We start from the raw sequence: 21,201 nt of genomic DNA on the forward strand, positions 1-21,201 counted from the left end.
CTTGCACGTCATTGGCCACGATGGAGGTGTCGGCCCATTCGCCATCCCCCACCTTGAAGTCCAGACGCTTGAGCGTGAACGCACCGGTAGCCGTGCTCAGGCCACCGGCCTGGCTCAACTGCAGGGGCACGACCAGATCACGGGCATTGCCCTTGATGGCCAGCTTGCCGGCCACTTCAAAGCGCCCTGCTCCCAAAGCCTTGATGGCCGTGGACTGGAAGGTGGCCTTGGGGAACTTGACCGTGTTGAACCAGTCTGGCTTGACCAGTTCGGCATTGGCATCGGCGTTCACGGCCACGCTGCCCAGGTCCACCGTGAAGGCGATCTTGCTGGTTTGCGGCGATTTGGGATCGAAAGCCGATTGGGCCGAGAAGCTCTTGAACTTGCCGTCCAGCGGCACGCCCAATTGCTTGGCCACAAAGCTGACTTCGCTTTGAGCCTGCACCAGGGCCTGTTCGGCGGCCAAGGCGGGCTGGGTGACGGCCACGCCAGCCAGGGCCAGCGCGCTCAAGAGAAACACGGAACGCGGTTGATTCAACAAAGCAGACATGAGGAGTCCTTTCGTTTCAACGGCCGGGACGCATGCGGTCCAACAGGCCATCCTTGTCAATGAACTGGTGCTTGAGGGCGGCAGCCACGTGCAAACCAACCAGCCCGATCAGGCCAAACGCCGCCGCGCCATGCGCTTCAATCAGCACCTCGGCCAACTCCTTGTTGGGCGCGACCAGATCGGGCAAAGGCAGCACGCCAAACCACACGATGGGGTAGCCCTTGGCCGAGCTGTAGGCCCAACCCAGCAGCGGCACGGCAAAGAACAGCAGGTACATCAGGTGATGCACGCCGTGATAGGCAACACGCTGCCATCCGGGCATGGCCTGCTCGATGCTGCTCGGCAAGGTTGGCGGACGGTGGGTAATGCGCCACACCAGACGCAGTACCGACAGGAAAAGAATGCCGACCCCCGCCCACTTGTGCCAGTTGATCAGCTTGATCTTGCTGGGGCTCAAGGGCAGGTCGTCCACGGTCACGCCCACCACGAAGGCGGTGAGGATGGCGATGGCCAGCACCCAGTGCAAGACGATGGCCACCGTGCCATATCGTTGAATGGTTGGGTTTTGTCCGGTTTTCATGGGCTTGGGCTCCTGCTGCATTGCGCAATAGTGAAATGGTGGCTGAACTGTGCCCGAAGGTGGATGAAGCTGCTTGATGCATCAATTCAAAAAATTCGAACGAACACCCCGACGTCATGCCAAGCCATGGGTTGAATCACGACAAAACCCTCAAGGTCTGACGGCAACACGCCGAAAGGCCCCTTGATGCCGTGACACAAACATGTACGCACCCCTCATCTCCCGCCTCAACGACCTGCTGTTGACCACAGACCGCAAACAGCGCCTGCGCATCACGCGCTCGCTGATGGCGGCCAATGTGTTCATCGCTTGCTGCTTCCTGCAGATCTACGCTTGGTGGGTGGGGTACATGGAAGCGGAAGACGTCAAACGGCTGTGTAGCGTCATCCTGGTCAACATCGTGGTCTGGTACCTGGTGCTGCGCACAGGCCTGAACATGCGCTTTGAAGACCCCGCCATGACGCTGCCGCAGATCCTGTCGGCGCTGACCATCATCGTGGGCGCGTTCTCGGTCACCGGGCCCGTGCACGGTTCGACCATGATGCTGCTGGCCCTCGTGCTGGTGTTCGGCATCTTCAACATGAAGCAAAAAGGCGCCATCGTCGCGGGCAGCTACACCGTGGTGCTGATGGGCATCGCCATCCTGATCAAGATCCGCACGGACCCGGTCAACTACCCTTTCAAGCTGGAAATCGCGCACTTTGTGCTGACCGCCGCCATCGTGCCGACCATTTCCGGGCTGGCAGCACAGCTGAGCAGCCTGCGCTCCAAGTTACAGGCGCAAAAGGACGAGTTGGCCAATGCCCTGGTGCGCATCCAGGTGCTGGCCACGCGTGACGAGCTCACAGGCCTGTTCAACCGCCGCCACATGATCGAAGTGCTGGGGCAGCATCGCAAGCGCCTGGAGCGATCCGGCCACCACCGCTTCTGCCTGGCCCTGCTGGACATCGACCACTTCAAGCGCATCAACGACACCTACGGCCACGCGGTCGGCGACGAGGTACTGCGCAATTTCTCGAAAGTCGTGCAAAGCGGCCTGCGTGACACCGATGTGCTGGCCCGCTGGGGCGGCGAAGAGTTCCTGGTACTGCTCAATGACACCTCTCCCGAGCTGGCCAATGTGGGCCTGGAACGCGCGCGCATGCTGTTGGCTGACGCGACCCTGGTGCCCTCCCTGCCCGATCTGAAGCCGACGTTTTCGGCTGGCCTGACTGCCTACAACATGGCGGAAGCCCTGGATATCTGCATTGAACGTGCAGACAGGGCGCTGTATAAGGCCAAGGATGGAGGGAGAAATTGCACGGTCATCAGAATGAGCGCGATATCCGGCGAGGTCACGGACAAAACAGCCTCGCCCAGTTCACAAGAGTCAGGCGCCCTACAAAAATGAGCAAACTCGGCGACCTCATTTTTGGCCAGGATCCCAAGTTGCGCGCACGCGTCACGATGACGCTGCTGGCCGTGTATGGCTACGCTGCCAGCACGGCCATCCTGCTGTATCTGGTCGCCGCCGATTTGGTGGCCGCACGCGCCGCCATCCCTTTGGTGATCTTCATGTGGACGGGTGTGCCTGCCTTCTATCTGCTGGTGCGCACCGGCCTGTCCACCCGCTTGGGCAGCCCCGGCATGGACCTGCCTCAATGCATGTTCGCCATGGCATCCATCCTGATGGCCTATGTGATCGTGGGGCCCATGCGCAATGCCGTCCTGGTGCTGATCGCCTTGGTGATGGTCTTCAGCATGATCACCTTGACGCCCAGGCAAGTGCGCATCCTGGGTGTGAGCACGCTGTCGTGCCTGGCGCTGGCCATGGCCTGGTTGATCTTCCATGAGCCCGAACGTGTGGACGTGCGCATTGAGATCATCAAGTTCGTGCTGGCGGGCAGCACTTTGCCCGTGCTGTCAGCCGTGGCCACACATGTGGCCATATTGCGCACCCGCTTGATGGCACAAAAGCAGGAGTTGCGACATGCGCTGTCCATGCTGCATGAAGTGGCCACGCGCGATGAACTCACGGGCCTGCACAACCGCCGCCACATGATGCAGTTGATGGAACAGCAAGTGAAGCGCCAGCAACGCAGCGGTGAAGGTTTCTGCCTGGCCCTGATCGATCTGGATCACTTCAAGCAGGTCAACGATCACTTTGGCCACCAGGCGGGCGACATGGTGCTGCGCGCTTTTGCCGATGCAGTGGGCAAAGAGTTGCGCCAGACCGATGTGCTGGCCCGCTGGGGCGGCGAGGAATTCCTGCTGATGCTGACCGCACCCGACCCCGGTCTGCTTGGCGCACAAGCCTCGCTGGCGCGCTTTCAAGCGGCCTTGCAACAGGTGGTGGTAGGCAACGGCATCCGCGTCACCTTCTCGGCGGGCCTGACCGAACATCCGATGGGTGAGCCCCTGCACGAAACGCTGGAGCGCGCTGATCACGGTCTCTACGCGGCCAAAGCCAAGGGGCGCAACAGGGTTGAGCTGGTGTTGCCTGGGCAAGACCAAAGTCACACAAACAGCCCGCCGCTGGCCCAGGGCGATCAAGTGTGAGACAGTTGGGCCATTGAGCCGAGATCACGCACCACCGTCCGGCCGATGCAGTGACGATCCGGTGGTGTCCGATAGCTGCTGTTGCCATGTCCAGCTTTGCACCCGGTGCTCGACCTACCCTGCCTGACGGCATGCTGCCTTCACCTTCTCACAACGGCCACGCCGAGCTGTCTGGCGACCACCACTACCGCGCCATCTTTGAAGCCGCCGGAGTCGGCATCGCACGCCTGACACTGGATGGCCGCTTCGTTGAAGTCAACCAGCGCTTTGCCGAGATCACCGGGCGCAGCCGCGATGACCTCATCGGCCTGCACTTTCTGGACATCTCCCACCCGGACGAAGCCCCTGCCAACCTGGCCACGACGGAAGCCTTGCTCGCAGGGCAACAGGATCGCCTGGCGCGAGAGAAGCGCTACGTGCGCCCTGATGGCGAGATCGTGCACGTCATGCTCAATGTGGTGCTGCTCAAGGACGACGGCGGCAAGCCTGTGCAGATGGTGTCGGTGGTCGAGGACATCAGCGAACGCCTGCGCATGCAGGAAGCATTGGGCGCGGCCCGCACGGCCGAGCGCGCCAGCAAGGCCAAGACCGAGTTCCTCTCACGCATGAGCCATGAGCTGCGCACGCCGCTCAACGCCATGTTGGGCTTTGCGCAACTGCTGCGCGTGGACCCGCGCAGCCCGCTGAACGACACGCAACGCCAGAAGGTCGAGCACATCGAAAAGGCTGGTGCCCACCTGCTGGCCATGATGACCGATGTGCTGGATCTGTCTCGCATCGAAGCGGGCAGTCTGCCCATGTCGATCGAGACCTTGTCGGTCAACAGCGTGCTGGAAGAAGCCCTGGCGCTGATCAGCAACCAGGCGCGTACAGCAGGGCTGACACTGGCACACAACGCCCCGCAGGAAGGCTTGTTCGTCAAGGCCGATCGGGTGCGCTTGAGGCAGGTGCTGGTCAACCTGTTGTCCAACGCCATCAAGTACAACCGCCAGGGCGGCCAGGCCATGATCGAAGCCATGGCCTTGCAAGACCGTGTGCTCATCACGGTGCGGGACACCGGCCAGGGCATGACACCCGGGCAGATTGCGCACCTGTTCGAGCCCTTCAACCGCCTGGGCGCCGAGCGCACGACTGTAGAAGGCACAGGCATCGGCCTGGTCATCGTCAAGCGCCTGCTGGACCTGATGGATGGGCGCATCGAGGTCAGCAGCACGCCGGGCACGGGCACCAGCTTTCGGGTCTGGCTGCCGCTGGCTAGGCCCCTGGCGCTGGACGCGCAATGCGCCGATCAGGCCCAGCGTTCAGGCTTTGGTGGGCTCGATGAACTGGGCCTGCATAACCGCACGGTGCTGTATGCCGAGGACAACGTCATCAATGTGGAGTTGCTACGCCAGGTGATGCGCATGCGCCCGCAATGGCATCTGGAGGTGGCGCACAGCGGCCAGCAGGCGATCACGATGGCGCTGGCCCATCCGCCCGATCTGCTGCTGCTTGACATGCACCTGGGCGACATGAGCGGCCTGGATGTGTCAGATGCGCTGTCCACCCATGGGGCAACGGCCTGTATTCCGCGCGTGGCGCTGTCGGCCGACGCCATGCCCGATCAGATCAGCGAGGCCAAGGAACGGGGCTTTGTGGAGTACCTGACCAAGCCGCTGGACGTGGCGCGCTTTCTCAAGCTGCTGGACCGATGCGGTGGACCGCTGTCCGATTGAACTGATCAGATCGACAGATCAGTGAAGAAACGGCCGCCGTGGAAGACCAGCGGCGCCGCGCCCACACGGCGACGGCAATGCTGCACCTCACCCACGAAGATGACGTGATCACCTTCGTCGTACTGGCTGCGGTGGCGACACTCGAAGACGGCCACAGCACCATCGATGATGGGCGCCCCCGTCAGGCCGGGGCGCCAGGGCGTACCCTCAAACCGATCGATGCCCTTCTTGGCAAAGCGCTCGGCCAGTTGCCGTTGATCGGCGGCCAGCACATTGATGGCGTAATGCCCAGCCGACAAAAAGCCGGGCATCGATGTGGAATGCCGCGACAAGCTCCACAGCACCAAAGGCGGCGACAAGGACACCGAGTTGAAGGAGTTGGCTGTCAGCCCGACCAGATTGCCCTCGACATCACGTGCCGTGACGATCGTGACCCCGGTGGCAAATTGCCCCAAGGTGGCGCGGAAGTCGTCAGGCGTAAACGTCATTGCAAAGGGGCTTTCACTCGATGGTGGACAGTGTAGACGGGTAAACCCGATCGCGTCAGCCGAGGCGATACACCCATATCGGGCGTAAGCCATCCAAACTCAAGCGCACGTGCGGCTTCCAGGCCACACCATGCTCATCCACGGCCTCGAACTCCAGGCTCACGAGCCAGCAGCCAGACCTCATCTCGGCGCGGGCCTTGGCCATGGCGCGGGGCATGGTCTCGGGGCGCTGGAACAGATAGACCAGCTCGAAATCGGCCCAGCTCTGCGCCCACATGTCGCCCTGTCTGACCTTGGCCCAGGGGCAGCGCAGGGCCGCCACGATGCGCCACAACCAGCTCCACTCGATGCCTTCGATGCGCGCTTGCGGAAAGGCACGATGCAGCTCGACCAGGGCATCGCCCATGCCGCAACCGGCGTCCAGGATCCTGGGTTCCTGGCCCGATGCCGGCGGCTTCAAGACAACATGCGCCGACAGATCCTTCAGGGCACCACGCGGCGTGGGGAACACAGGTGCATCACGCCAGGCATGCACCGGGTAGGCCAGCAGCAGCAGAGCCAGTGGCGCCAGCCACAACCAGCCCGGCAAACCAGCGCCCTGCCCCAGCGCGATCACGCTCAGCGGGAAGCCGGCGGCCACGAACACGCGCCGCCAGGTGGTGCTGGCCACAAAGGGCAACCAGGTGGCACACACGCCCACCGCCGTGGGCAGCATCAGCGAGGCCCACAGAGGAGCCTGGGCGGCCCGCAAAGCCAGCGCCAAGGCCCAGGCCAGGGCCCAGGTCAGCAAGGCCGGCAGAGGCCATGTACGCATGCCTGGCCGGGCCGCTTACTCGGCCGCGCCGCCGCGCAGCTTGTCGATCAGGCCATTGAGCTCGTCAAGGCTGCCGAACTGGATGGTGATCTCGCCTTGCTCGCCGCGCTTGGTCTTGCGCTTGACGATGATCTCGACCTGCGCGGTCAGGATGTCAGAGAGCTCTTCTTCCAGGCGCACCACGTCACGCGACTTCTCGGACTTCACGCGCAGCAGCGGCGTCTGGCGGCCGGCCCCCTGCACCTTGGCCACGAGCTTTTCGGCTTCGCGCACATTGAGCTTCTTGGCCGCGATCTCGTGGGCGGTGGTGATCTGCACGGCCTTGTCCAGCGGCAACAGCGCGCGGGCATGGCCCATGTCGATGTCACCGGCCATCAGCATGCCCTGCACGGGCTCGGCCAGGTTCAGCAGGCGCAGCAGGTTGGAGGCGGCGCTGCGCGAGCGACCCACAGCCTGCGCGGCTTGCTCATGCGTGAGGCCGAACTCGCTGGTCAGGCGCTGCAGGCCTTGGGCTTCTTCCAGCGGGTTGAGGTCTTCACGCTGGATGTTCTCGATCAGGGCCATGGCGGCGGCGGCTTCGTCCGGCACCTCCTTGACCAGCACGGGCACTTCCGTCAGTCCGGCCAGCTTGGCCGCACGCGAGCGGCGTTCACCGGCGATGATTTCATAGCGCCCGCCACCGATCGGTCGCACCAGGATGGGCTGCATGATGCCCTGCGCCTTGATGCTCTCGGCCAGCTCGTACAGCGAGCCTTCGTCCATGCGCGTGCGCGGCTGGTACTTGCCAGCCTGCATGAGATCCAGGCGCAAGATGGAAGGCGCGCCATCGGGCGAAGCCTTGGGTTGATCGCTGACTTTGGGGCCGAGCAAGGCCTCCAGGCCCATGCCCAGGCCTTTGGATTTTTTCGTGACCATGGGCGGGATTGTCCGCTGTTTGAGCGTGTTTCTACAATGCAGGCTCACATCGACTGATTCAAAAGGGATCGAAGCAGACATGGCCCGCTTTCTGTTGTGCTGGGAATTCGGCGGTGGCCTGGGCCACGCCGGTCGCTTCAAACCCCTGGCGCAGGCGTTGATGCGCCGTGGCCATCAGGTCGATCTGATGCTGCGCGACATCGTGCACACGCGTGCCCTGCTGGGTGATCTGAACGCGCAAGGCGCCCGCATCCTGCAAGCACCTGTCTGGCTGCATCAAACCGTGGGTGTGCCCAATCCAGTGATCAGCCTGAGCGAAATCGTGATGGGTAATGGCTATCTCAAAGCCAGTTCTCTGGCCGGATTGGTAGAAGGCTGGCGAGGCGTGATGCAGATGGCACAAACCGATGTGGTCGTGGCCGATTACGCCCCGACGGCCACCATCGCGGCACGCACGCTGGGCATCCCCGTGGCCTCGGTCGGCATCGGCTTTTATGTGCCACCTGATGCCAGCCCTCTGCCACCGTTTCGCACCTGGGAGCCGATTCAAGCGGGCCGTGTCGAACACTACGATCAACAGGTGTTGGGCTCCGTCAACGAGGTACTGCGAACCCACCAGGCGCCAGAACTGGCCAAGCTGGCCGACATCTTCCGAGGCGACCTTCCCTTGCTGTGCACCTGGCCCGAACTGGATCACTATGGCCGTGGCACCCTGCCCGTTGGCCAGCACTATCTGGGCCCCACCTTCCTGCCCTCAGGAGGCGAAGCACCTCAATGGCCCGAGGGCGATGGCCCGGCCGTGTTCGCCTACATTCGCAGCACCCACCCCGATCACCTGGCCTTGCTGCAGGCGCTGGATCAACTGGGTTGTCGCACGCTGTGTTATGTGCCGGAAGTCGTTGCAGGCAAGCCCGAACCGTTGACATCGCCGCGCATTCGGTATGCCAAAAGCCCCGTGCATCTGGGGCAGGCGCTACCCCAATCGCAACTGGTGATCTGCCATGCGGGCGAAGCCACGCTCGCGCAATCCATCTTGGCTGGGGTGCCGGTATTGATGCTGCCCACGCAGGCCGAGCAGTTCCTGATGGCCGTGCGTGTGGAACAGGCCGGCGCGGGCATCAATGTGGCCACGCGCCCTCGCCCGACCGACTACAAGGCCTTGCTCACGCAGATGCTGCGACAACCCGCTCACCGGCAGGCTGCGCAGGCACTGGCTGAGCGCTATAGCGCCTTCACACACGAAGGACAAACCACCGAACTGGTGGCCGCCTTCGAGTCGTTGATCCAGGCCTGAGCGGTCAGGCCTGTTGCTTGTCGCGGCGGCGACGCGCCAGGGCGCCCACCACGGTCAAACCACCCAGCACCATCGCGTAGGCCTGAGGCTCGGGCACAGCCGACATCTTGACCTCAAAGGGATTGGTCGGCGGCTTGGCGAAATTGCCTGTCGCGTCATATACCGATGAAGGCGATCCGTCCCAATCGATCGAGAAAGGATCACCAGAACTGGCGTGCGAGCCACTGGCCTGTCCGTAGCTTGTGTAGGACGGCGTAGTCACGGTGTGTGCGGGCAGCACTTCCGTGTAAGCAGGCACCGTCACGGACTCATAGTGGCCACCACCGTAACCGCCATATCCGCCGTAGCCACCATCACCATAGCCGCCATAACCACCATAGCCATCAGACACCCACTGCTCATACGTGTGTTCGGGATGGAAGATGGTTTGCTCTGGCACATTCACCGTTTGCGATGGTGCCGTGAAGTACCCGGTGCTGGGCGCATTGCCGTTGGCGTAGGTGCTCAAGGTGTACTGCAGATTGATGGACTGGCCTGCATTGATCACGCCCAGATCAACCGAATAAGCGCCACCAGCAATGGTGTAGGTGGTCGCATCGGACTGGGTCAGGATGTTGGCGCCGCTGTGGCTATAAGTGGTACCGCTGGCGTCCGTTCGCAACGCTGCCTGGCTGTTCCACACGGAAGCACCATTGCGCAGAATGTTGAAGTTGATACCGGCCGCCACGTAGTAGCCGTTGCTGCTGAGATCGGAGCGAATCTCGTTTTGCAGCAAGCCGGGCGTAATGTAGAAGTTGAAAGTGGCGTGCTGTGCCACGGCCGACGTGTTGGTGATGGACTGCGTCAGCGTGAACAGGCCGGTCACGTCATAGTTGCCCGCGCCCGAGGAGCGGCTGCCGAAGTCGCCGCCGGGGCTGCCGTAGGTATGGATACCAGCCGAGTTGCCGCTGTAATCGTATGGGAAGGTCAACACATCCACACTGCTGGTAGACACGCCCGAATCCAGCACGTTGACACCCGCACCACCCAGGTTGTACGAGGCCGTTGCACTCACTTCAGTGGCCGCTTGCGCCTGCCCCATCAGGAACAGACCAATGCCGATGGAGGCCGCCAGGGGTTTCAAGGCGTGCAAGCCAGTGCGTTTGGACATGAAAATCGATCCTCTGAAAAATGTGAGAAATTCCCGTTAGCAAAAGTTAACAAAGTGCCTTCTCAAGCGCCACCCCGCAAGCAAGTGGCTGGCTGCGTGAATAAGGGGGCGGAACCCGGTCAAGTCAACTTCACGCGCACCGATATCAATAGACCATGGACGATCCGGCAGACTCTTCAGCCCGCACTGACACGCCCACCGACACGCTTGTCGATTTGCGCGCGGCGCTGAACCGTGTTCAGGCGGAACGCGATGCCTTGCAAGAGCGCCTGGACCAGGCCCAGACGCGTCAAAGCCAGCTTGAAAAGCGCTTGAAAGCCCGTGAAAGCCTGCTCAAAGGCTTGAGCCAGCACATCCCTGGCGTGCTGTTCAAGGTCGTGGTGCCGCCTGGGGGCGAAGCGCAGTTGCACTACATCAGCGAACGCGCCGCCGAACTGTACGAACTGGACGCCAACGCCACGGGCATGGACTGGTCGGCCCACTACCAGCGCATCCACCCGGATGACCTGCCTCTGGTCATGCAGCTCAGCCGCGAAATCGCGGACAAAGAAGGCCAGTTGCAGCATTTCGAATACCGCGCCATCCTGCCCAAGAAAGGCTTGCGCTGGATGGCCGGGCAATCGATTGCGGCCAAGGAGGGCCCCGATGGCAGCACGGCCTGGTACGGCTATGTGCAGGATGTGACCGAGCAAAAGTTGTATGCCGAAGCGGTGATCGCGGCCCAATCCGCCGAGCGCGCCAACCATGCCAAGAGCGAGTTCCTCTCGCGCATGAGCCATGAGTTGCGCACCCCGCTCAACGCCATCATCGGTTTTGCGCAACTGCTGCAGATGGACCGCAGCAGCGTGTTTGGCGACGAGCACCGCCGCCGCGTCAACCTGATCGAAAAGGCCGGCCAGCATCTGCTGTCCATGCTGGGTGATGTGCTGGATCTGTCGCGTATCGAAGCGGGTGATCTGCCCTTGTCCATCGCCGCGCAGGACATCGACCTGATCGCCGACGACGCGCTCAACATGGTGGCCGCACAAGCCCGCCACAACCAGATCCGCATCGACACGCAAGGCGTGGGTTGCCACGTCTACGCGATGGCTGACCGGGTGCGACTGCGCCAGGTGCTGGTCAACCTGCTGAGCAATGCCATCAAGTACAACCGCGCGCATGGCCTGGTGCAACTGCGCACACGCCGCGCCGGCAGCGAGGTACTGATCGAGGTGCAGGATACCGGCATCGGCATGAACCCCGAGCAGCTCGATCAACTGTTCCAGCCCTTCAACCGGCTGGGCGTGGAGCAAAGCGGCATTGAAGGCACCGGCATCGGTCTGGTGATCGTGCACAAGCTGGTCACGCTGATGGGTGGAAGCATCGAGATCGACAGCCAGGCAGGCGTGGGCACCAGTGTGCGCATCCTCTTGCCTGCGGCCGATCACGAGCCCGAACCGACGGACCAGATCCCCTTGTCTGACGGCGACCTGTTTGCACGCCCCGCCACCATCCTCTACGCCGAGGACAACGAAGTGAACGTGGCCCTGGTGCACCAGGTGATCAAGCTGCGCCCGCACTGGCGCCTGCTGGTGGCGATGAACGGCACGCGCGCGCTGGACGTGGCACGCCGCAGCCACCCCGATCTGATGCTGATCGACATGCACCTGGGCGACATGACCGGGCTGGATCTGGCCCAGGCGCTGGATGCCGAAGACAGCACCCGTGACATCCCCCGTGTGGCTTTGTCAGCCGATGCGATGCCGGACCGCATCCATGCCGCACGCGCCCATGGCTTCAAGGCCTATCTGACCAAACCGCTGGATGTGATGGCCTTGCTGCGCTGCCTGGAAGAGCACCTGTCAGGCAGCTGACGAGGCGGCTTTCTCTGCCTTCTTCTTTGACTTGCTGATCTTGATGTTAGGCGCCACACGTTTGACCAGCTCTTCGGCAAAGGCCACGAACGCCTGAGCACCCTTGCTCGACGGATCGAACACCACACCGGGCACGCCATAACTGGGCGCCTCGGCCAGCCGCACATTGCGCGGGATCACGGCATCGAACACCTTGTCGCCGAAGTGCGATTTGAGCTGCTCGCTCACCTGCTGCTGCAGCGTGATGCGCGGATCGAACATCACCCGCAGCAGGCCGATCAATTGCAGTTCGGGGTTCAGGTTGGCATGCACCTGCTTGACCGTGTTGACCAGATCGGTGAGGCCTTCGAGCGCGAAGTACTCGCACTGCATGGGCACGATCACGCCATGGGCGCAGGTCAGGCCATTGAGCGTGAGCAGGCTCAGCGACGGCGGGCAGTCGATGAGCACGAAATCGTAATCGGCAGCAGCGGCTTCGATCGCGGTTTTCAGGCGGCGATCACGTCGCTCCAGCGTCACCAGTTCGATCTCGGCACCGGCCAGTTCGCGGTTGGCACCCAGCACGTCGTAGCCGCCCTTGGGGCTGCTCGCACGGGCTTCGGCAATGGAGGCATCTTCCAGCAGCACGTCATAGACGGTTTGCGTCAGGGTGCGCTTGTCTACGCCCGAACCCATGGTGGCATTGCCTTGAGGGTCCAGGTCCACGATCAGCACGCGCTGGCCGATCTGGGCCAAGCCGGCCGCCAGGTTGACGGTGGTCGTGGTCTTGCCGACCCCGCCCTTTTGGTTCGCGATACAGAAGATGTGCGGCATGCCTTGATTATCCCTGCAGTCGGTGACGCTGCCGAGTCCTGGCGAGCGATGCACGAGGATTCATGTCGCGTGCATGCTGCTTTGGTGGGCTCTGCATGGATCGGGATGAATGCAGCAGAAGGTGGCCGTCAAGCAGCCTTGTGAGGCCGCGTGGCTTTGCCCGCCTTCTTGCCTGCAGGCGACGAAGCCTTGGACGCAGGCATGGACTTGGCGACCACATGGTCACCCTTGCCCACAGCATGTGCCCGCTTGTTGGCGGCCTTGCCAGTCGGCGACTTGACGCTGCCGTGCTTTGCCAGTGCCTTGGTCTGCGAGGGAGCGACCGAGGCCTTCTGGGTTGACGGTTTCAGATGCGTTTTTTGATGCGCGCTTGCCGTCATCCCTTTGGGATGCGCCACAGCGTTGTGCGCGGCAAGGCGTTGTTCGCGCCTGGATGCGGCCGAGGCTGTGGCAACTGGTTTGTGATCATCAGCCTTCTTCTTGCTCTTGTGAGCATCCTTCCTGGCCCCCTCAGGCTGCTCAGAGCCCTTGCTGCCATGGCGAGGTTTACCATTCACTTTTTTGTCATGCGCTTGCGGCTCGGTCTTGCCGGGCTTCTTCACACCCTTGGTGTGCTCCACGTGAGGCTTGCGCTGCGGGGTGACTGGCTCAGTGGTTTTGACCGGCGCTGGCGGTGTCGCGGTGGTTGCGGCCACGCGCGCGGGTGTTTCTGCCGAGGGAGAGAACAAAGGCTCGTTAGGGTTGGCAGGTGGCGCAACCTGGGTAGCCTTGGAAGTAACGGGGGCTTGCGCTGCCGGGCGCAAGGCCACCGCAGCAGGGTCACTGCCAACTTTGCCGCTCACAGGGGCTGGCCGGGTCTGTTGCACGATGGCGCCCTGCCCGCTTGAACCGCCGCTCACCGTCTGCTGCGCCTGCCCGCTCATGCTCCAGACCATCAGTGCCGAGGCCATGGCCATCCTTGTCCAAACGTGAGCGTTCATGCGCGTGTCTCCTATCTATGTCCGATGTTGAATCCATGTACAACCTGCGAGCATCTCATGCGGTTGACGGAAGATTCCCCACATGGCGAGAAAGATTGATGCAACGCACCATTCCCGTCATCCTGGCCAGGCGCATGGACAACCTTACCTGGGCCGCATCCACACCAGGCAGCGCTCTGCATCCAACCCCGGCACCTGCAGTTGTTCCACGTGAAACACTTCCACATCGGCAGGCAACTGAGTCAGCTCTTCTTCTGGATGCTTGCCCTTCATGGCCATCCACACTGCCCCCTCACCCAGTATGGTTCGGGTCAAGGAAACGAAATCAAGCAACGACGCAAACGCACGCGAGGTGATCAAGTCAAAGGCACCCTTGAGTTGCTCTACCCGGGCATGCTCGCCACGCAGATTGGATAAGCGCAACTCCGCCGCCACCTGTTTGATGAAGGCGGCTTTCTTGCCAACTGTGTCCACGCAGGTGACCAGCACATCCGGGCAACAGATGGCCAGCACCACACCCGGCAAGCCACCGCCACTGCCCACATCCAGCAAGCGAATGGCGCCCGCATCAGCCGCCCTGCCAGCACGAACCTGATCCAGGTGACGCCCCAAAGGTGCCAACACCGTGAGGCAATCCGTGAGGTGATGGGTCAGCATGTCCTGCGGGTCGCGCAGCGCCGTGAGGTTGAACGTGCTGTTCCAGTGGGCCAGCATCACCATGTAGGCGGCCAGCTTCTGCTGCTGGTCCGCGTTCAAAGTCAGGCTCAAGCGCTCCAGTACGGGCGGCAAAGCGGCAGCCCACTGTTCAGCCGACCACGCCTCCACCCGCTTGGCAGGTGCCGGCTTGACCCGAGGCGCGGCCGGTTTGCCAGAACCGAATCCGGCACCGGCACCGGCAGTAGCCGAACCAGAAAATGAACCGCTCCGATGCGAGCCCCGCTTGTGTTGAGAAGACATTCCCACTCCAGAAAACCTGTCTGCACAGCGCGCCTGAGAGCAGGCCGCCGCTTCTTGAATCATCTTGAACCGATACCCTGTCCGGCCGGCAGGCTGGTAGCCCAGCGCATTCATCCACACACCAGGCACACCCAGGCAGCGTCAGGCGCGTGGATCAAGCCAGCACATGGGCCACTCAGGCCGCAGCGCCAGCCTCGCCATTGTCATTGGCAGCGAAGCCCTTGAAGCGCCCTTTTTTCAGGTGGATCAGCAGCAGCGAAATGGCCGCTGGCGTGATGCCTGAAATGCGCGAAGCCTGGCCGAGGGTTTCAGGGCGATGCTTGCTCAGGATCTGGCGCGCCTCGATGCTCAGGGCGGATACCTGCATGTAGTCCAACTCCAAGGGCAGCTTCAGCTTCTCGAAGTGCGCCGCACGCTCGACCTCATCGTTCTGTTTGTCGATGTAGCCGGCGTACTTGATGCTGATCTCGACCTGCTCGATCACCGCTTCAGCCAAGGCCACCCCTAGCTCTGCCCGCATGCCATTCCGGTCCACAGCGTGGTTTGTTTCACGTGAAACACCACCTTCGGTCGATGCGGTCTTGCCCGCCTCGGCGCGGAGGCTTGCTTGTCGCGCAGCCGCGATCGCACCAACCTCGCAGACCTTGTCGTAGCCCACACCTGGGCGGCGCAGCAAATCGGCCAGGTTGTACTCTCGCTCCAGGGCCTTACCCAACAGACGCTCGCCCTCAGCGGCAGGCAAGGTGGCGGGGCGAACCCATGTCGACTTCAGTCGCTCTGTTTCACGTGAAACAGCGTCGCGTTTTCGATTGAAGGCATCCCAGCGGAAGTCGTCCACCAGGCCCAATTCGCGCCCGATTTCGGTCAAGCGCATGTCGGCATTGTCTTCACGCAGTTGCAGGCGGAACTCCGCGCGGCTAGTGAACATGCGGTAAGGCTCGGTCACACCCTTGGTGATGAGGTCATCCACCAGCACACCCAGATAGGCCTGATCGCGCCCAGGCATCCAGCCATCCCGGCCTTGTGCCTGCAAAGCCGCATTCAAGCCGGCGAACAAACCTTGGGCGGCCGCCTCCTCGTAGCCGGTCGTGCCATTGATCTGCCCGGCAAAGAACAGCCCTTGGATGGCCTTGGTTTCGAAGGTGGACTTCAACTCGCGCGGATCGAAGTAGTCGTACTCGATGGCGTAACCAGGGCGCAGGATGTAGGCGTTCTCCAGGCCTGGCATGGTGCGCAAGGCATTGAGCTGGATATCGAATGGCAAGGAGGTGCTGATGCCGTTCGGATAGAACTCGTTCGTCGTCAGACCCTCAGGCTCCAGGAAGATCTGGTGCGAGTCCTTGTCGGCGAAGCGGTTGATCTTGTCTTCGATGGACGGGCAATAGCGCGGCCCCACCCCTTCGATCACACCGGTGAACATCGGGCTGCGGTCAAAGCCGGAGCGGATGATGTCGTGCGTCTGCTGGTTGGTATGGGTGATCCAGCAAGGCAGCTGGCGCGGGTGCTGATCGGGTGTACCCAGAAAGCTGAACACAGGTACATCCGGCCCGGTCGGCGCGGACTCGCCCCAACTGCCGACCAGCCCCACGCCATCACCCGGTTGCTCGGTCAACTTGCTGAAATCAATGCTGCGGCCATCGATGCGTGGCGGGGTGCCTGTCTTGAGCCGGCCCTGGGGCAACTTCAGCTCTTTCAAACGTGCCGAGAGCGACACCGCAGGCGGATCCCCTGCCCGGCCAGCGCTGTAGTTGTTCAAACCCACGTGGATCTTGCCGTCCAGGAAGGTGCCGGCGGTCAACACCACCGTGCGTGCGCGAAAGCGAATCCCGACCTGGGTCACCGCACCCACGACGCGATCTCCCTCCACCATCAGGTCATCCACGGCCTGCTGGAACAGCCACAGATTGGGCTGATTCTCCAGGCGCTGGCGGATGGCCGCCTTGTACAGAATGCGGTCGGCCTGCGCACGGGTGGCGCGCACAGCCGGGCCTTTGCTCGAGTTGAGGATGCGGAACTGGATACCGCCCTCATCGGTGGCGGCGGCCATGGCCCCACCCAGCGCATCCACTTCCTTGACCAGATGTCCCTTGCCGATGCCTCCGATGGATGGGTTGCAGCTCATCTGGCCCAGCGTCTCGATGTTGTGGCTCAGTAGCAAAGTAGCGCAGCCCATGCGGGCAGCCGCCAGCGCGGCCTCGGTTCCAGCGTGGCCACCACCGACCACGATCACGTCAAATTCTTGGGGATAAAGCATGGGCTGAGCCTTGGGGAAATTGCCTCATTTTTGGGCAACCTTCCATTGTACTGAAAGGCCTGATCCCTAGGCTCACACGGGTCGATGCTTCGCGTGACAAACACCCCGCATGCAGGGGCCTGGGGGTTCCCTTGTCATTGAACGAGCTGCATCATGTCAAGATATTCATGCAGGACGACGGCGCGCCATCTTTCTGCACAAACCAACTCAACAGGGAACCTCATGATGATGAAAACCGCCGCTCGGCTTGCAGTGCTGGCCAGCACTGCGCTGTATGCCATGTCCAGCCATGCCTCGGTCGAAACCGGCCACTGGTCCGTCACGAACATCACCCCCTCAGGCAATGGTGGCAATGTCGCCATCACGCTGGATCAAACCAGCGCGGGGGACTACACCGGCACCATCCTCAACTACGCCCCAGCAAGCGGCACCCTGAGCTTTGTCACCTTGAACGTCGATGAGGGATCCGAGTTGTTCCTGGCTCAGGCCGGCAGCAGTTTCAGCAACGCCACGGCGGCATCCCCCGCATTCGTATCCCTGTTCTCCACCAGCACCACACCGCTCAAAGTTGGCACGGATTTCTATCTCGCGGGCCGCACGCGCAGCATGACGGACCCAGGCTTTTCCTGGAGCCAAGCAGACTTCTACGACAGTTTTGGCTGGGCGCACGTGAAGGTGGATGCACAAGGAAAGCTGCAGATTCTCGACAGCGCGATGGCTTTCCGTGAGGCCGGCATCGTGGTCGGCACAACCCAAGCCGTCCCCGAACCCAGCACCTACGCCTTGATGGGCCTTGGCCTGATCGGCATGGCCGCACTGCGGAAAACCCGCAAAACCTGAGCACCACGCGCCTGCTTGAGGTGCGAATTGATACCGACAAACGGCTGGCGCCGCCCTTTCTCTTCGATCTTAGGGATGGCGCCAGCGCCCTTGCCTTCCTAGACTAAAAGGGTTCGCTGTCGTCACCCAAAAACTAAAACAGGGCTTCTTCTTTCCGGTACGACAGCATGAGCCGAAGCCCGCGCATCACGCGCGGTCCTTCAAGGCCACCCCAGGTGCGAGACAATCGAGGGCCCTGACCCGAGCGCCTCATGAACTGCAGACCCGCTTGCGCTGCCTGCTGCACCGCCCCCTCCATCTCATCGCCCATGCCTGGTCTGCCTCACGGCAAACCTGCAGGCATGCCCTGCCCGCATCTGGACGAAGCCTTGCGTTGCAGGCTATTTGGCTTGCCGGAACGCCCCGCGGTGTGCGGCTCGCTCCAGCCCAGCCAGGAGATGTGCGGCGACAGCCGCGAGCAGGCGATGCGCTGGATCAGCGAACTGGAACAGGCGACCCGTTAGGCGCTTTCTGCTCATCGGGCACGCCGGCCCAGTTGTCCAGCAATTCCACGGGCGGCGCACCAGTTGGCGAGCCTGTCAGGCGCGTCATCTGCGCGCGCAACTGATCGGTCGTCAGGCCCTGGCCATTCGGTGCCCAGCCCGGTGGGCCGAACATATAGCCCAGCGCATCCAGCGGGTGGCCGCCCTTCAAGGCGCGGCCCACATCCTTGAAGATATTGCCCCACTCGAACAGACAGGTCTTGAGCGCGCTGTAGGTGGTCATGGTCTTGACCAGGCCGTAGCGAATCGGCACCCCATCCTTCTCGGGCACATAGGTGCCGAACAGGCGGTCGAACAGCAAGATGGTGCCGCCGTAGTTGCAATCCAGGTACTCGACATTGGCGGCGTGGTGCACGCGGTGGGCCGAAGGCGTGTTGAAGATGCCCTCAATGAAGGGAATCTTGCCGATCAGATCCGTGTGGATCCAGAACTGGTAGACCAGGTTCACGCCGTAAGACATCAGCACGGCGTCAGGCGAGAAGCCGAACAGACATTGCGGCGCGAAGAACACGAAGCCGCCCGAGATCTTGCCCGTGATGGACTGACGAAAAGCTGCCGCCAGGTTGTACTGATTGCCCGTGTGGTGAATGGCATGCGAAGCCCAGTACCAGCGAATGCGATGGCCTGAGCGGTGCAGCCAGTAATAGAAGAACTCGGTGCAGAAGAACATGGCCACCCAGCCCCACCAGGTGTCCATCGGCACCGTCCAGAAGCGGTGCTCGTACATCCACTGGCCAAATGGCAGCGCCACGCCCATCACGGCGCCCATCGGGATCGCCTCAACCAGCACCCGCAAGAGGTTGATCCGAACGGTCGTCCAGAAAGCCCGCCAGTCATAGGCCTCGCGATCCGTGCGTTTGCTGATCGCCAACCCCTCCAGGGCCGTGACGACAACGGCAGAGACCCCCATAAGGCCCATCATGATCTGGATGGGATTGAGCTTTTCAAGTCCGGGCAACATGATGTACTTCGTTACATGCATTGACGATGGGCACAACGATAGGGCTTGCCCCGAGTTTTGTCGCCCGGGGAAGCCCTTTCGCCCCACATTCAACCCCTTGCATGAGGGGGCACCACGCGCCACTGTGTGCGGCGCGATTGCGTCAGGTCAAACCTGCGCCCTCAGGTAAAACCAGCGCCCGTCCTCACGCACGAACTCGCTGACCTCATGCAGTCGGTAAGCCCGCCCACCCAACTTGCTGCGCGCGACGAACTCGACGATGCCGCGGTCTTCACCCAGCATCTGCGCGCGCTTCACATCCAGGCCCAACCACTGCAGGCCAGGCTCCGGAGCTTCAATGCTGGCAGGCCGCTCTGAGGGATGCCAGGTAGCCAGCAAGTAAGCCCTCACATCCTTCACAAAGGCGCTGTACCGGGAGCGCATCAGGGCCTGTGGATCGGGCGCCTGCAAAGCCAGCGGCCCGACGTGATAGCGACCGCAGCAGTCGGCATAACTGGCAGGCAGACCACAAGGACAGGCATCAAGCAGGCCCGCCGCAGCAGGCGAAACCGAAGAGGAGGAAGTGCGCTTCTTCATGAGGGGCACAATCATGACATGAGCATGCGCACCCACCCTTTCCGGCTCGACGGCCGGGTCGCCCTGGTCACTGGCGCCACGCGCGGACTGGGCTTCGAGATCGCCCAGGCCCTGGCCTTGGCCGGCGCCCAGGTCTGGCTCAATGGCCGGGATGCGGCTGCTTTGCAAGACGCCGCAAGGCGCATCCAGGCAGCTGTTCGTGCGCAAGATGGGGCCCACGCCACGACCGCCCACGCCCTGCCCTTTGATGTGGCCAATGACCATGCCCGTACGGCCGCGCTTCAGCTCTTGGCAGCGCAAGCGGGCCAGCTCGACATCCTGGTCAACAACGTGGGGCAGCGCGATCGCCGCGCGCTGGACGACTTCGCTCTCGATGACATCCGCCGATTGCTGGACATCAACCTGGTCGCCCCCTTGGCGCTGGCACGCGAAGCCGCGCAACTCATGCAGACCACGGGCGCCACGCAGGCAGGCCGCGCCCGCATCGTCAACATCACCTCGATTGCCGGCCCGATCTCCCGCGCCGGGGATGTGGCCTATACCGTGGCCAAGGGCGGGCTCGATGCCGCCACCCGGGCACTGGCCGCCGAACTGGGGCCACGCGGCATCACGGTCAATGCCGTGGCGCCAGGTTACTTCGCGACCGAAGCCAACACCGAGATGATCAGCAACCAGGAGGTGGCCGACTGGCTGGCGCGCCGCACCTCACTGGGCCGCTGGGGACGCCCCGACGAAATCGCGGGGGCAGCCGTTTTCCTGGCCAGCCAGGCCGCCAGTTATGTCACCGGCCAGACCCTGGCTGTGGACGGCGGCTACCTGTCGCACTTCTGAGCTCTGCTGCCGGCGCCCTCGAACTCACTCGACCTTGTCGGAGGCCATCAGGGCCAGGTAAACCTCGCACACACCGCGCAGGTAGACCAGCGTGGGCAACACGAGCGCCAACGCAAACACAACGCCCCCGCCCACCGTGGCTGACGAGATATACGGATACGCCTCTTTCGGGATGCCCGTGGCATTGATGCTGTGCAAGCCGTAGCCGAACAGGCCCGCCATCAACACCTGCGGATTGACATCCACACCCAGCACGAAGATGGAGGCCTCGGCCATGACCCGACCGCCCACCATCACGAACACGCTGCACGCCGCACCGACCAGGCCGGTAGCCAGGCTCAAGCCCCCCATCAGCACACCCGCCTGCAGCAGCCGCTCCCGAATCAGATGCAAAAGCAAGCGCACACTTTCAATTGATGAAGCACCAGACCACACAGTCGGGCCCGTCAACGGCGCCACCACCACAGCGGCAGCCATGAGCACCAGCCCAATCACCAGCACGGTGACCGGCACCACCAATACGAACAACCAGGGCCCGATCTTGGGCAGG

The 21,201-nt window shown here is 62.7% G+C and carries 21 protein-coding genes; 8 read left to right on the top strand and 13 right to left on the bottom strand.

All coding sequences use genetic code 11. The features are described 5' to 3' along the window. Both EPO09_RS05810 and EPO09_RS05815 read right to left on the bottom strand, forming a co-directional pair. A partial coding sequence (locus tag EPO09_RS05810; RefSeq protein ID WP_290641114.1) for a YceI family protein occupies positions 1-550 on the bottom strand: 550 nt, incomplete at its 3' end. Between the two features lie 16 nt (positions 551-566). After that, the gene (locus EPO09_RS05815; RefSeq protein WP_290641116.1) at positions 567-1,130 is read right to left on the bottom strand and encodes a cytochrome b; all 564 of its coding nucleotides are present in this window, start codon (positions 1,128-1,130) and stop codon (positions 567-569) included. A 202-nt stretch (positions 1,131-1,332) separates the two neighbouring features. Here EPO09_RS05815 and EPO09_RS05820 point away from each other — a divergent pair, with 202 nt between their 5' ends. From EPO09_RS05820 to EPO09_RS05830, 3 genes are all read left to right on the top strand, one after another. Further along, positions 1,333-2,520, top strand: a complete 1,188-nt coding sequence (locus EPO09_RS05820) for a GGDEF domain-containing protein (RefSeq protein ID WP_290641118.1) — start codon at positions 1,333-1,335, stop codon at positions 2,518-2,520. After that, on the top strand, positions 2,517-3,668 hold the full coding sequence (locus EPO09_RS05825; protein WP_290641120.1) for a GGDEF domain-containing protein: 1,152 nt from the start codon (positions 2,517-2,519) through the stop codon (positions 3,666-3,668). Before EPO09_RS05820 ends, EPO09_RS05825 begins: the two co-directional genes overlap by 4 nt. 86 nt (positions 3,669-3,754) lie before the next feature. Beyond that, the gene (locus EPO09_RS05830) at positions 3,755-5,383 is read left to right on the top strand and encodes a PAS domain-containing hybrid sensor histidine kinase/response regulator (RefSeq protein WP_290641122.1); all 1,629 of its coding nucleotides are present in this window, start codon (positions 3,755-3,757) and stop codon (positions 5,381-5,383) included. Positions 5,384-5,388: 5 nt separating this feature from the next. On the opposite strand, the gene EPO09_RS05835 is transcribed toward EPO09_RS05830, so the two are convergent. Genes EPO09_RS05835 through EPO09_RS05845 form a run of 3 tightly spaced genes read right to left on the bottom strand, consistent with a single transcriptional unit; the run spans position 5,389 to position 7,600 of the window. Continuing rightward, on the bottom strand, positions 5,389-5,871 hold the full coding sequence (locus EPO09_RS05835; RefSeq protein WP_290641124.1) for a flavin reductase family protein: 483 nt from the start codon (positions 5,869-5,871) through the stop codon (positions 5,389-5,391). A gap of 55 nt (positions 5,872-5,926) precedes the next feature. Then, on the bottom strand, positions 5,927-6,685 hold the full coding sequence (locus EPO09_RS05840; RefSeq protein WP_290641126.1) for a class I SAM-dependent methyltransferase: 759 nt from the start codon (positions 6,683-6,685) through the stop codon (positions 5,927-5,929). A 15-nt stretch (positions 6,686-6,700) separates the two neighbouring features. Continuing rightward, complete coding sequence (locus EPO09_RS05845) at positions 6,701-7,600, bottom strand: ParB/RepB/Spo0J family partition protein (RefSeq protein ID WP_290641128.1); 900 nt, start codon at positions 7,598-7,600, stop codon at positions 6,701-6,703. Between the two features lie 79 nt (positions 7,601-7,679). Here EPO09_RS05845 and EPO09_RS05850 point away from each other — a divergent pair, with 79 nt between their 5' ends. Then, entirely contained in the window at positions 7,680-8,894 is a 1,215-nt protein-coding gene (locus EPO09_RS05850; RefSeq protein WP_290641130.1) for a nucleotide disphospho-sugar-binding domain-containing protein, read from the top strand. Positions 8,895-8,898: 4 nt separating this feature from the next. On the opposite strand, the gene EPO09_RS05855 is transcribed toward EPO09_RS05850, so the two are convergent. Continuing rightward, complete coding sequence (locus EPO09_RS05855; RefSeq protein WP_290641132.1) at positions 8,899-10,044, bottom strand: PEP-CTERM sorting domain-containing protein; 1,146 nt, start codon at positions 10,042-10,044, stop codon at positions 8,899-8,901. 155 nt (positions 10,045-10,199) lie between these two features. On the opposite strand from EPO09_RS05855, the gene EPO09_RS05860 reads away from it, so the two are divergent. After that, positions 10,200-11,897: a PAS domain-containing hybrid sensor histidine kinase/response regulator gene (locus tag EPO09_RS05860; protein WP_290641134.1), complete on the top strand. Its 1,698-nt coding sequence runs from the start codon at positions 10,200-10,202 to the stop codon at positions 11,895-11,897. On the opposite strand, the gene EPO09_RS05865 is transcribed toward EPO09_RS05860, so the two are convergent. The 4 genes from EPO09_RS05865 to mnmG form a co-directional block, all read right to left on the bottom strand. Beyond that, the gene (locus tag EPO09_RS05865; RefSeq protein ID WP_290641137.1) at positions 11,886-12,710 is read right to left on the bottom strand and encodes a ParA family protein; all 825 of its coding nucleotides are present in this window, start codon (positions 12,708-12,710) and stop codon (positions 11,886-11,888) included. The genes EPO09_RS05860 and EPO09_RS05865 overlap by 12 nt on opposite strands. A 128-nt stretch (positions 12,711-12,838) precedes the next feature. Continuing rightward, entirely contained in the window at positions 12,839-13,690 is an 852-nt protein-coding gene (locus EPO09_RS05870; RefSeq protein ID WP_290641139.1) for a hypothetical protein, read from the bottom strand. A 144-nt stretch (positions 13,691-13,834) separates the two neighbouring features. Beyond that, a complete protein-coding gene (gene rsmG / locus EPO09_RS05875) occupies positions 13,835-14,647 on the bottom strand; it encodes a 16S rRNA (guanine(527)-N(7))-methyltransferase RsmG (protein WP_290641141.1) in 813 nt (270 codons plus the stop codon). A 175-nt stretch (positions 14,648-14,822) separates the two neighbouring features. Continuing rightward, complete coding sequence (gene mnmG, locus EPO09_RS05880) at positions 14,823-16,901, bottom strand: tRNA uridine-5-carboxymethylaminomethyl(34) synthesis enzyme MnmG (protein ID WP_290641143.1); 2,079 nt, start codon at positions 16,899-16,901, stop codon at positions 14,823-14,825. Between the two features lie 222 nt (positions 16,902-17,123). On the opposite strand from mnmG, the gene EPO09_RS05885 reads away from it, so the two are divergent. Next, on the top strand, positions 17,124-17,741 hold the full coding sequence (locus EPO09_RS05885; protein WP_290641145.1) for a PEP-CTERM sorting domain-containing protein: 618 nt from the start codon (positions 17,124-17,126) through the stop codon (positions 17,739-17,741). A 251-nt stretch (positions 17,742-17,992) separates the two neighbouring features. Beyond that, positions 17,993-18,244 (top strand): YkgJ family cysteine cluster protein, encoded by a 252-nt coding sequence (locus tag EPO09_RS05890; protein ID WP_290641147.1) that lies wholly within the window; start codon positions 17,993-17,995, stop codon positions 18,242-18,244. Here EPO09_RS05890 and EPO09_RS05895 read toward each other — a convergent pair. Continuing rightward, positions 18,216-19,244 carry a sterol desaturase family protein gene (locus EPO09_RS05895; protein WP_290641149.1) on the bottom strand — a complete coding sequence of 343 codons (1,029 nt, stop codon included), beginning with the start codon at positions 19,242-19,244 and terminating at the stop codon, positions 18,216-18,218. The genes EPO09_RS05890 and EPO09_RS05895 overlap by 29 nt on opposite strands. A 147-nt stretch (positions 19,245-19,391) precedes the next feature. Next, positions 19,392-19,820 (bottom strand): YchJ family metal-binding protein, encoded by a 429-nt coding sequence (locus tag EPO09_RS05900; protein ID WP_290641151.1) that lies wholly within the window; start codon positions 19,818-19,820, stop codon positions 19,392-19,394. 18 nt (positions 19,821-19,838) lie between these two features. On the opposite strand from EPO09_RS05900, the gene EPO09_RS05905 reads away from it, so the two are divergent. Continuing rightward, positions 19,839-20,651, top strand: a complete 813-nt coding sequence (locus EPO09_RS05905; RefSeq protein ID WP_290641153.1) for an SDR family oxidoreductase — start codon at positions 19,839-19,841, stop codon at positions 20,649-20,651. A 24-nt stretch (positions 20,652-20,675) separates the two neighbouring features. Here the strand turns inward: EPO09_RS05905 and EPO09_RS05910 are convergent. Continuing rightward, the coding region (locus EPO09_RS05910) for a hypothetical protein (RefSeq protein ID WP_290641155.1) at positions 20,676-21,201 on the bottom strand (526 nt) is incomplete at its 5' end.

The sequence above is a fragment of the Aquabacterium sp. genome (assembly GCF_004297345.1).
Lineage (GTDB): Bacteria > Pseudomonadota > Gammaproteobacteria > Burkholderiales > Burkholderiaceae_C > Aquabacterium.

What these genes read in the sequence shown, in the direction of transcription:
- EPO09_RS05815 (WP_290641116.1), bottom strand. Translation starts at nt 1,130, where the DNA reads ATGAAAACCGGACAAAACCCAACCATTCAACGATATGGCACGGTGGCC.
- EPO09_RS05820 (WP_290641118.1), top strand. Translation starts at nt 1,333, where the DNA reads ATGTACGCACCCCTCATCTCCCGCCTCAACGACCTGCTGTTGACCACA.
- EPO09_RS05825 (WP_290641120.1), top strand. Translation starts at nt 2,517, where the DNA reads ATGAGCAAACTCGGCGACCTCATTTTTGGCCAGGATCCCAAGTTGCGC.
- EPO09_RS05830 (WP_290641122.1), top strand. Translation starts at nt 3,755, where the DNA reads ATGTCCAGCTTTGCACCCGGTGCTCGACCTACCCTGCCTGACGGCATG.
- EPO09_RS05835 (WP_290641124.1), bottom strand. Translation starts at nt 5,871, where the DNA reads ATGACGTTTACGCCTGACGACTTCCGCGCCACCTTGGGGCAATTTGCC.
- EPO09_RS05840 (WP_290641126.1), bottom strand. Translation starts at nt 6,685, where the DNA reads ATGCGTACATGGCCTCTGCCGGCCTTGCTGACCTGGGCCCTGGCCTGG.
- EPO09_RS05845 (WP_290641128.1), bottom strand. Translation starts at nt 7,600, where the DNA reads ATGGTCACGAAAAAATCCAAAGGCCTGGGCATGGGCCTGGAGGCCTTG.
- EPO09_RS05850 (WP_290641130.1), top strand. Translation starts at nt 7,680, where the DNA reads ATGGCCCGCTTTCTGTTGTGCTGGGAATTCGGCGGTGGCCTGGGCCAC.
- EPO09_RS05855 (WP_290641132.1), bottom strand. Translation starts at nt 10,044, where the DNA reads ATGTCCAAACGCACTGGCTTGCACGCCTTGAAACCCCTGGCGGCCTCC.
- EPO09_RS05860 (WP_290641134.1), top strand. Translation starts at nt 10,200, where the DNA reads ATGGACGATCCGGCAGACTCTTCAGCCCGCACTGACACGCCCACCGAC.
- EPO09_RS05865 (WP_290641137.1), bottom strand. Translation starts at nt 12,710, where the DNA reads ATGCCGCACATCTTCTGTATCGCGAACCAAAAGGGCGGGGTCGGCAAG.
- EPO09_RS05870 (WP_290641139.1), bottom strand. Translation starts at nt 13,690, where the DNA reads ATGAACGCTCACGTTTGGACAAGGATGGCCATGGCCTCGGCACTGATG.
- rsmG (WP_290641141.1), bottom strand. Translation starts at nt 14,647, where the DNA reads ATGTCTTCTCAACACAAGCGGGGCTCGCATCGGAGCGGTTCATTTTCT.
- mnmG (WP_290641143.1), bottom strand. Translation starts at nt 16,901, where the DNA reads ATGCTTTATCCCCAAGAATTTGACGTGATCGTGGTCGGTGGTGGCCAC.
- EPO09_RS05885 (WP_290641145.1), top strand. Translation starts at nt 17,124, where the DNA reads ATGATGATGAAAACCGCCGCTCGGCTTGCAGTGCTGGCCAGCACTGCG.
- EPO09_RS05890 (WP_290641147.1), top strand. Translation starts at nt 17,993, where the DNA reads ATGAACTGCAGACCCGCTTGCGCTGCCTGCTGCACCGCCCCCTCCATC.
- EPO09_RS05895 (WP_290641149.1), bottom strand. Translation starts at nt 19,244, where the DNA reads ATGTTGCCCGGACTTGAAAAGCTCAATCCCATCCAGATCATGATGGGC.
- EPO09_RS05900 (WP_290641151.1), bottom strand. Translation starts at nt 19,820, where the DNA reads ATGAAGAAGCGCACTTCCTCCTCTTCGGTTTCGCCTGCTGCGGCGGGC.
- EPO09_RS05905 (WP_290641153.1), top strand. Translation starts at nt 19,839, where the DNA reads ATGAGCATGCGCACCCACCCTTTCCGGCTCGACGGCCGGGTCGCCCTG.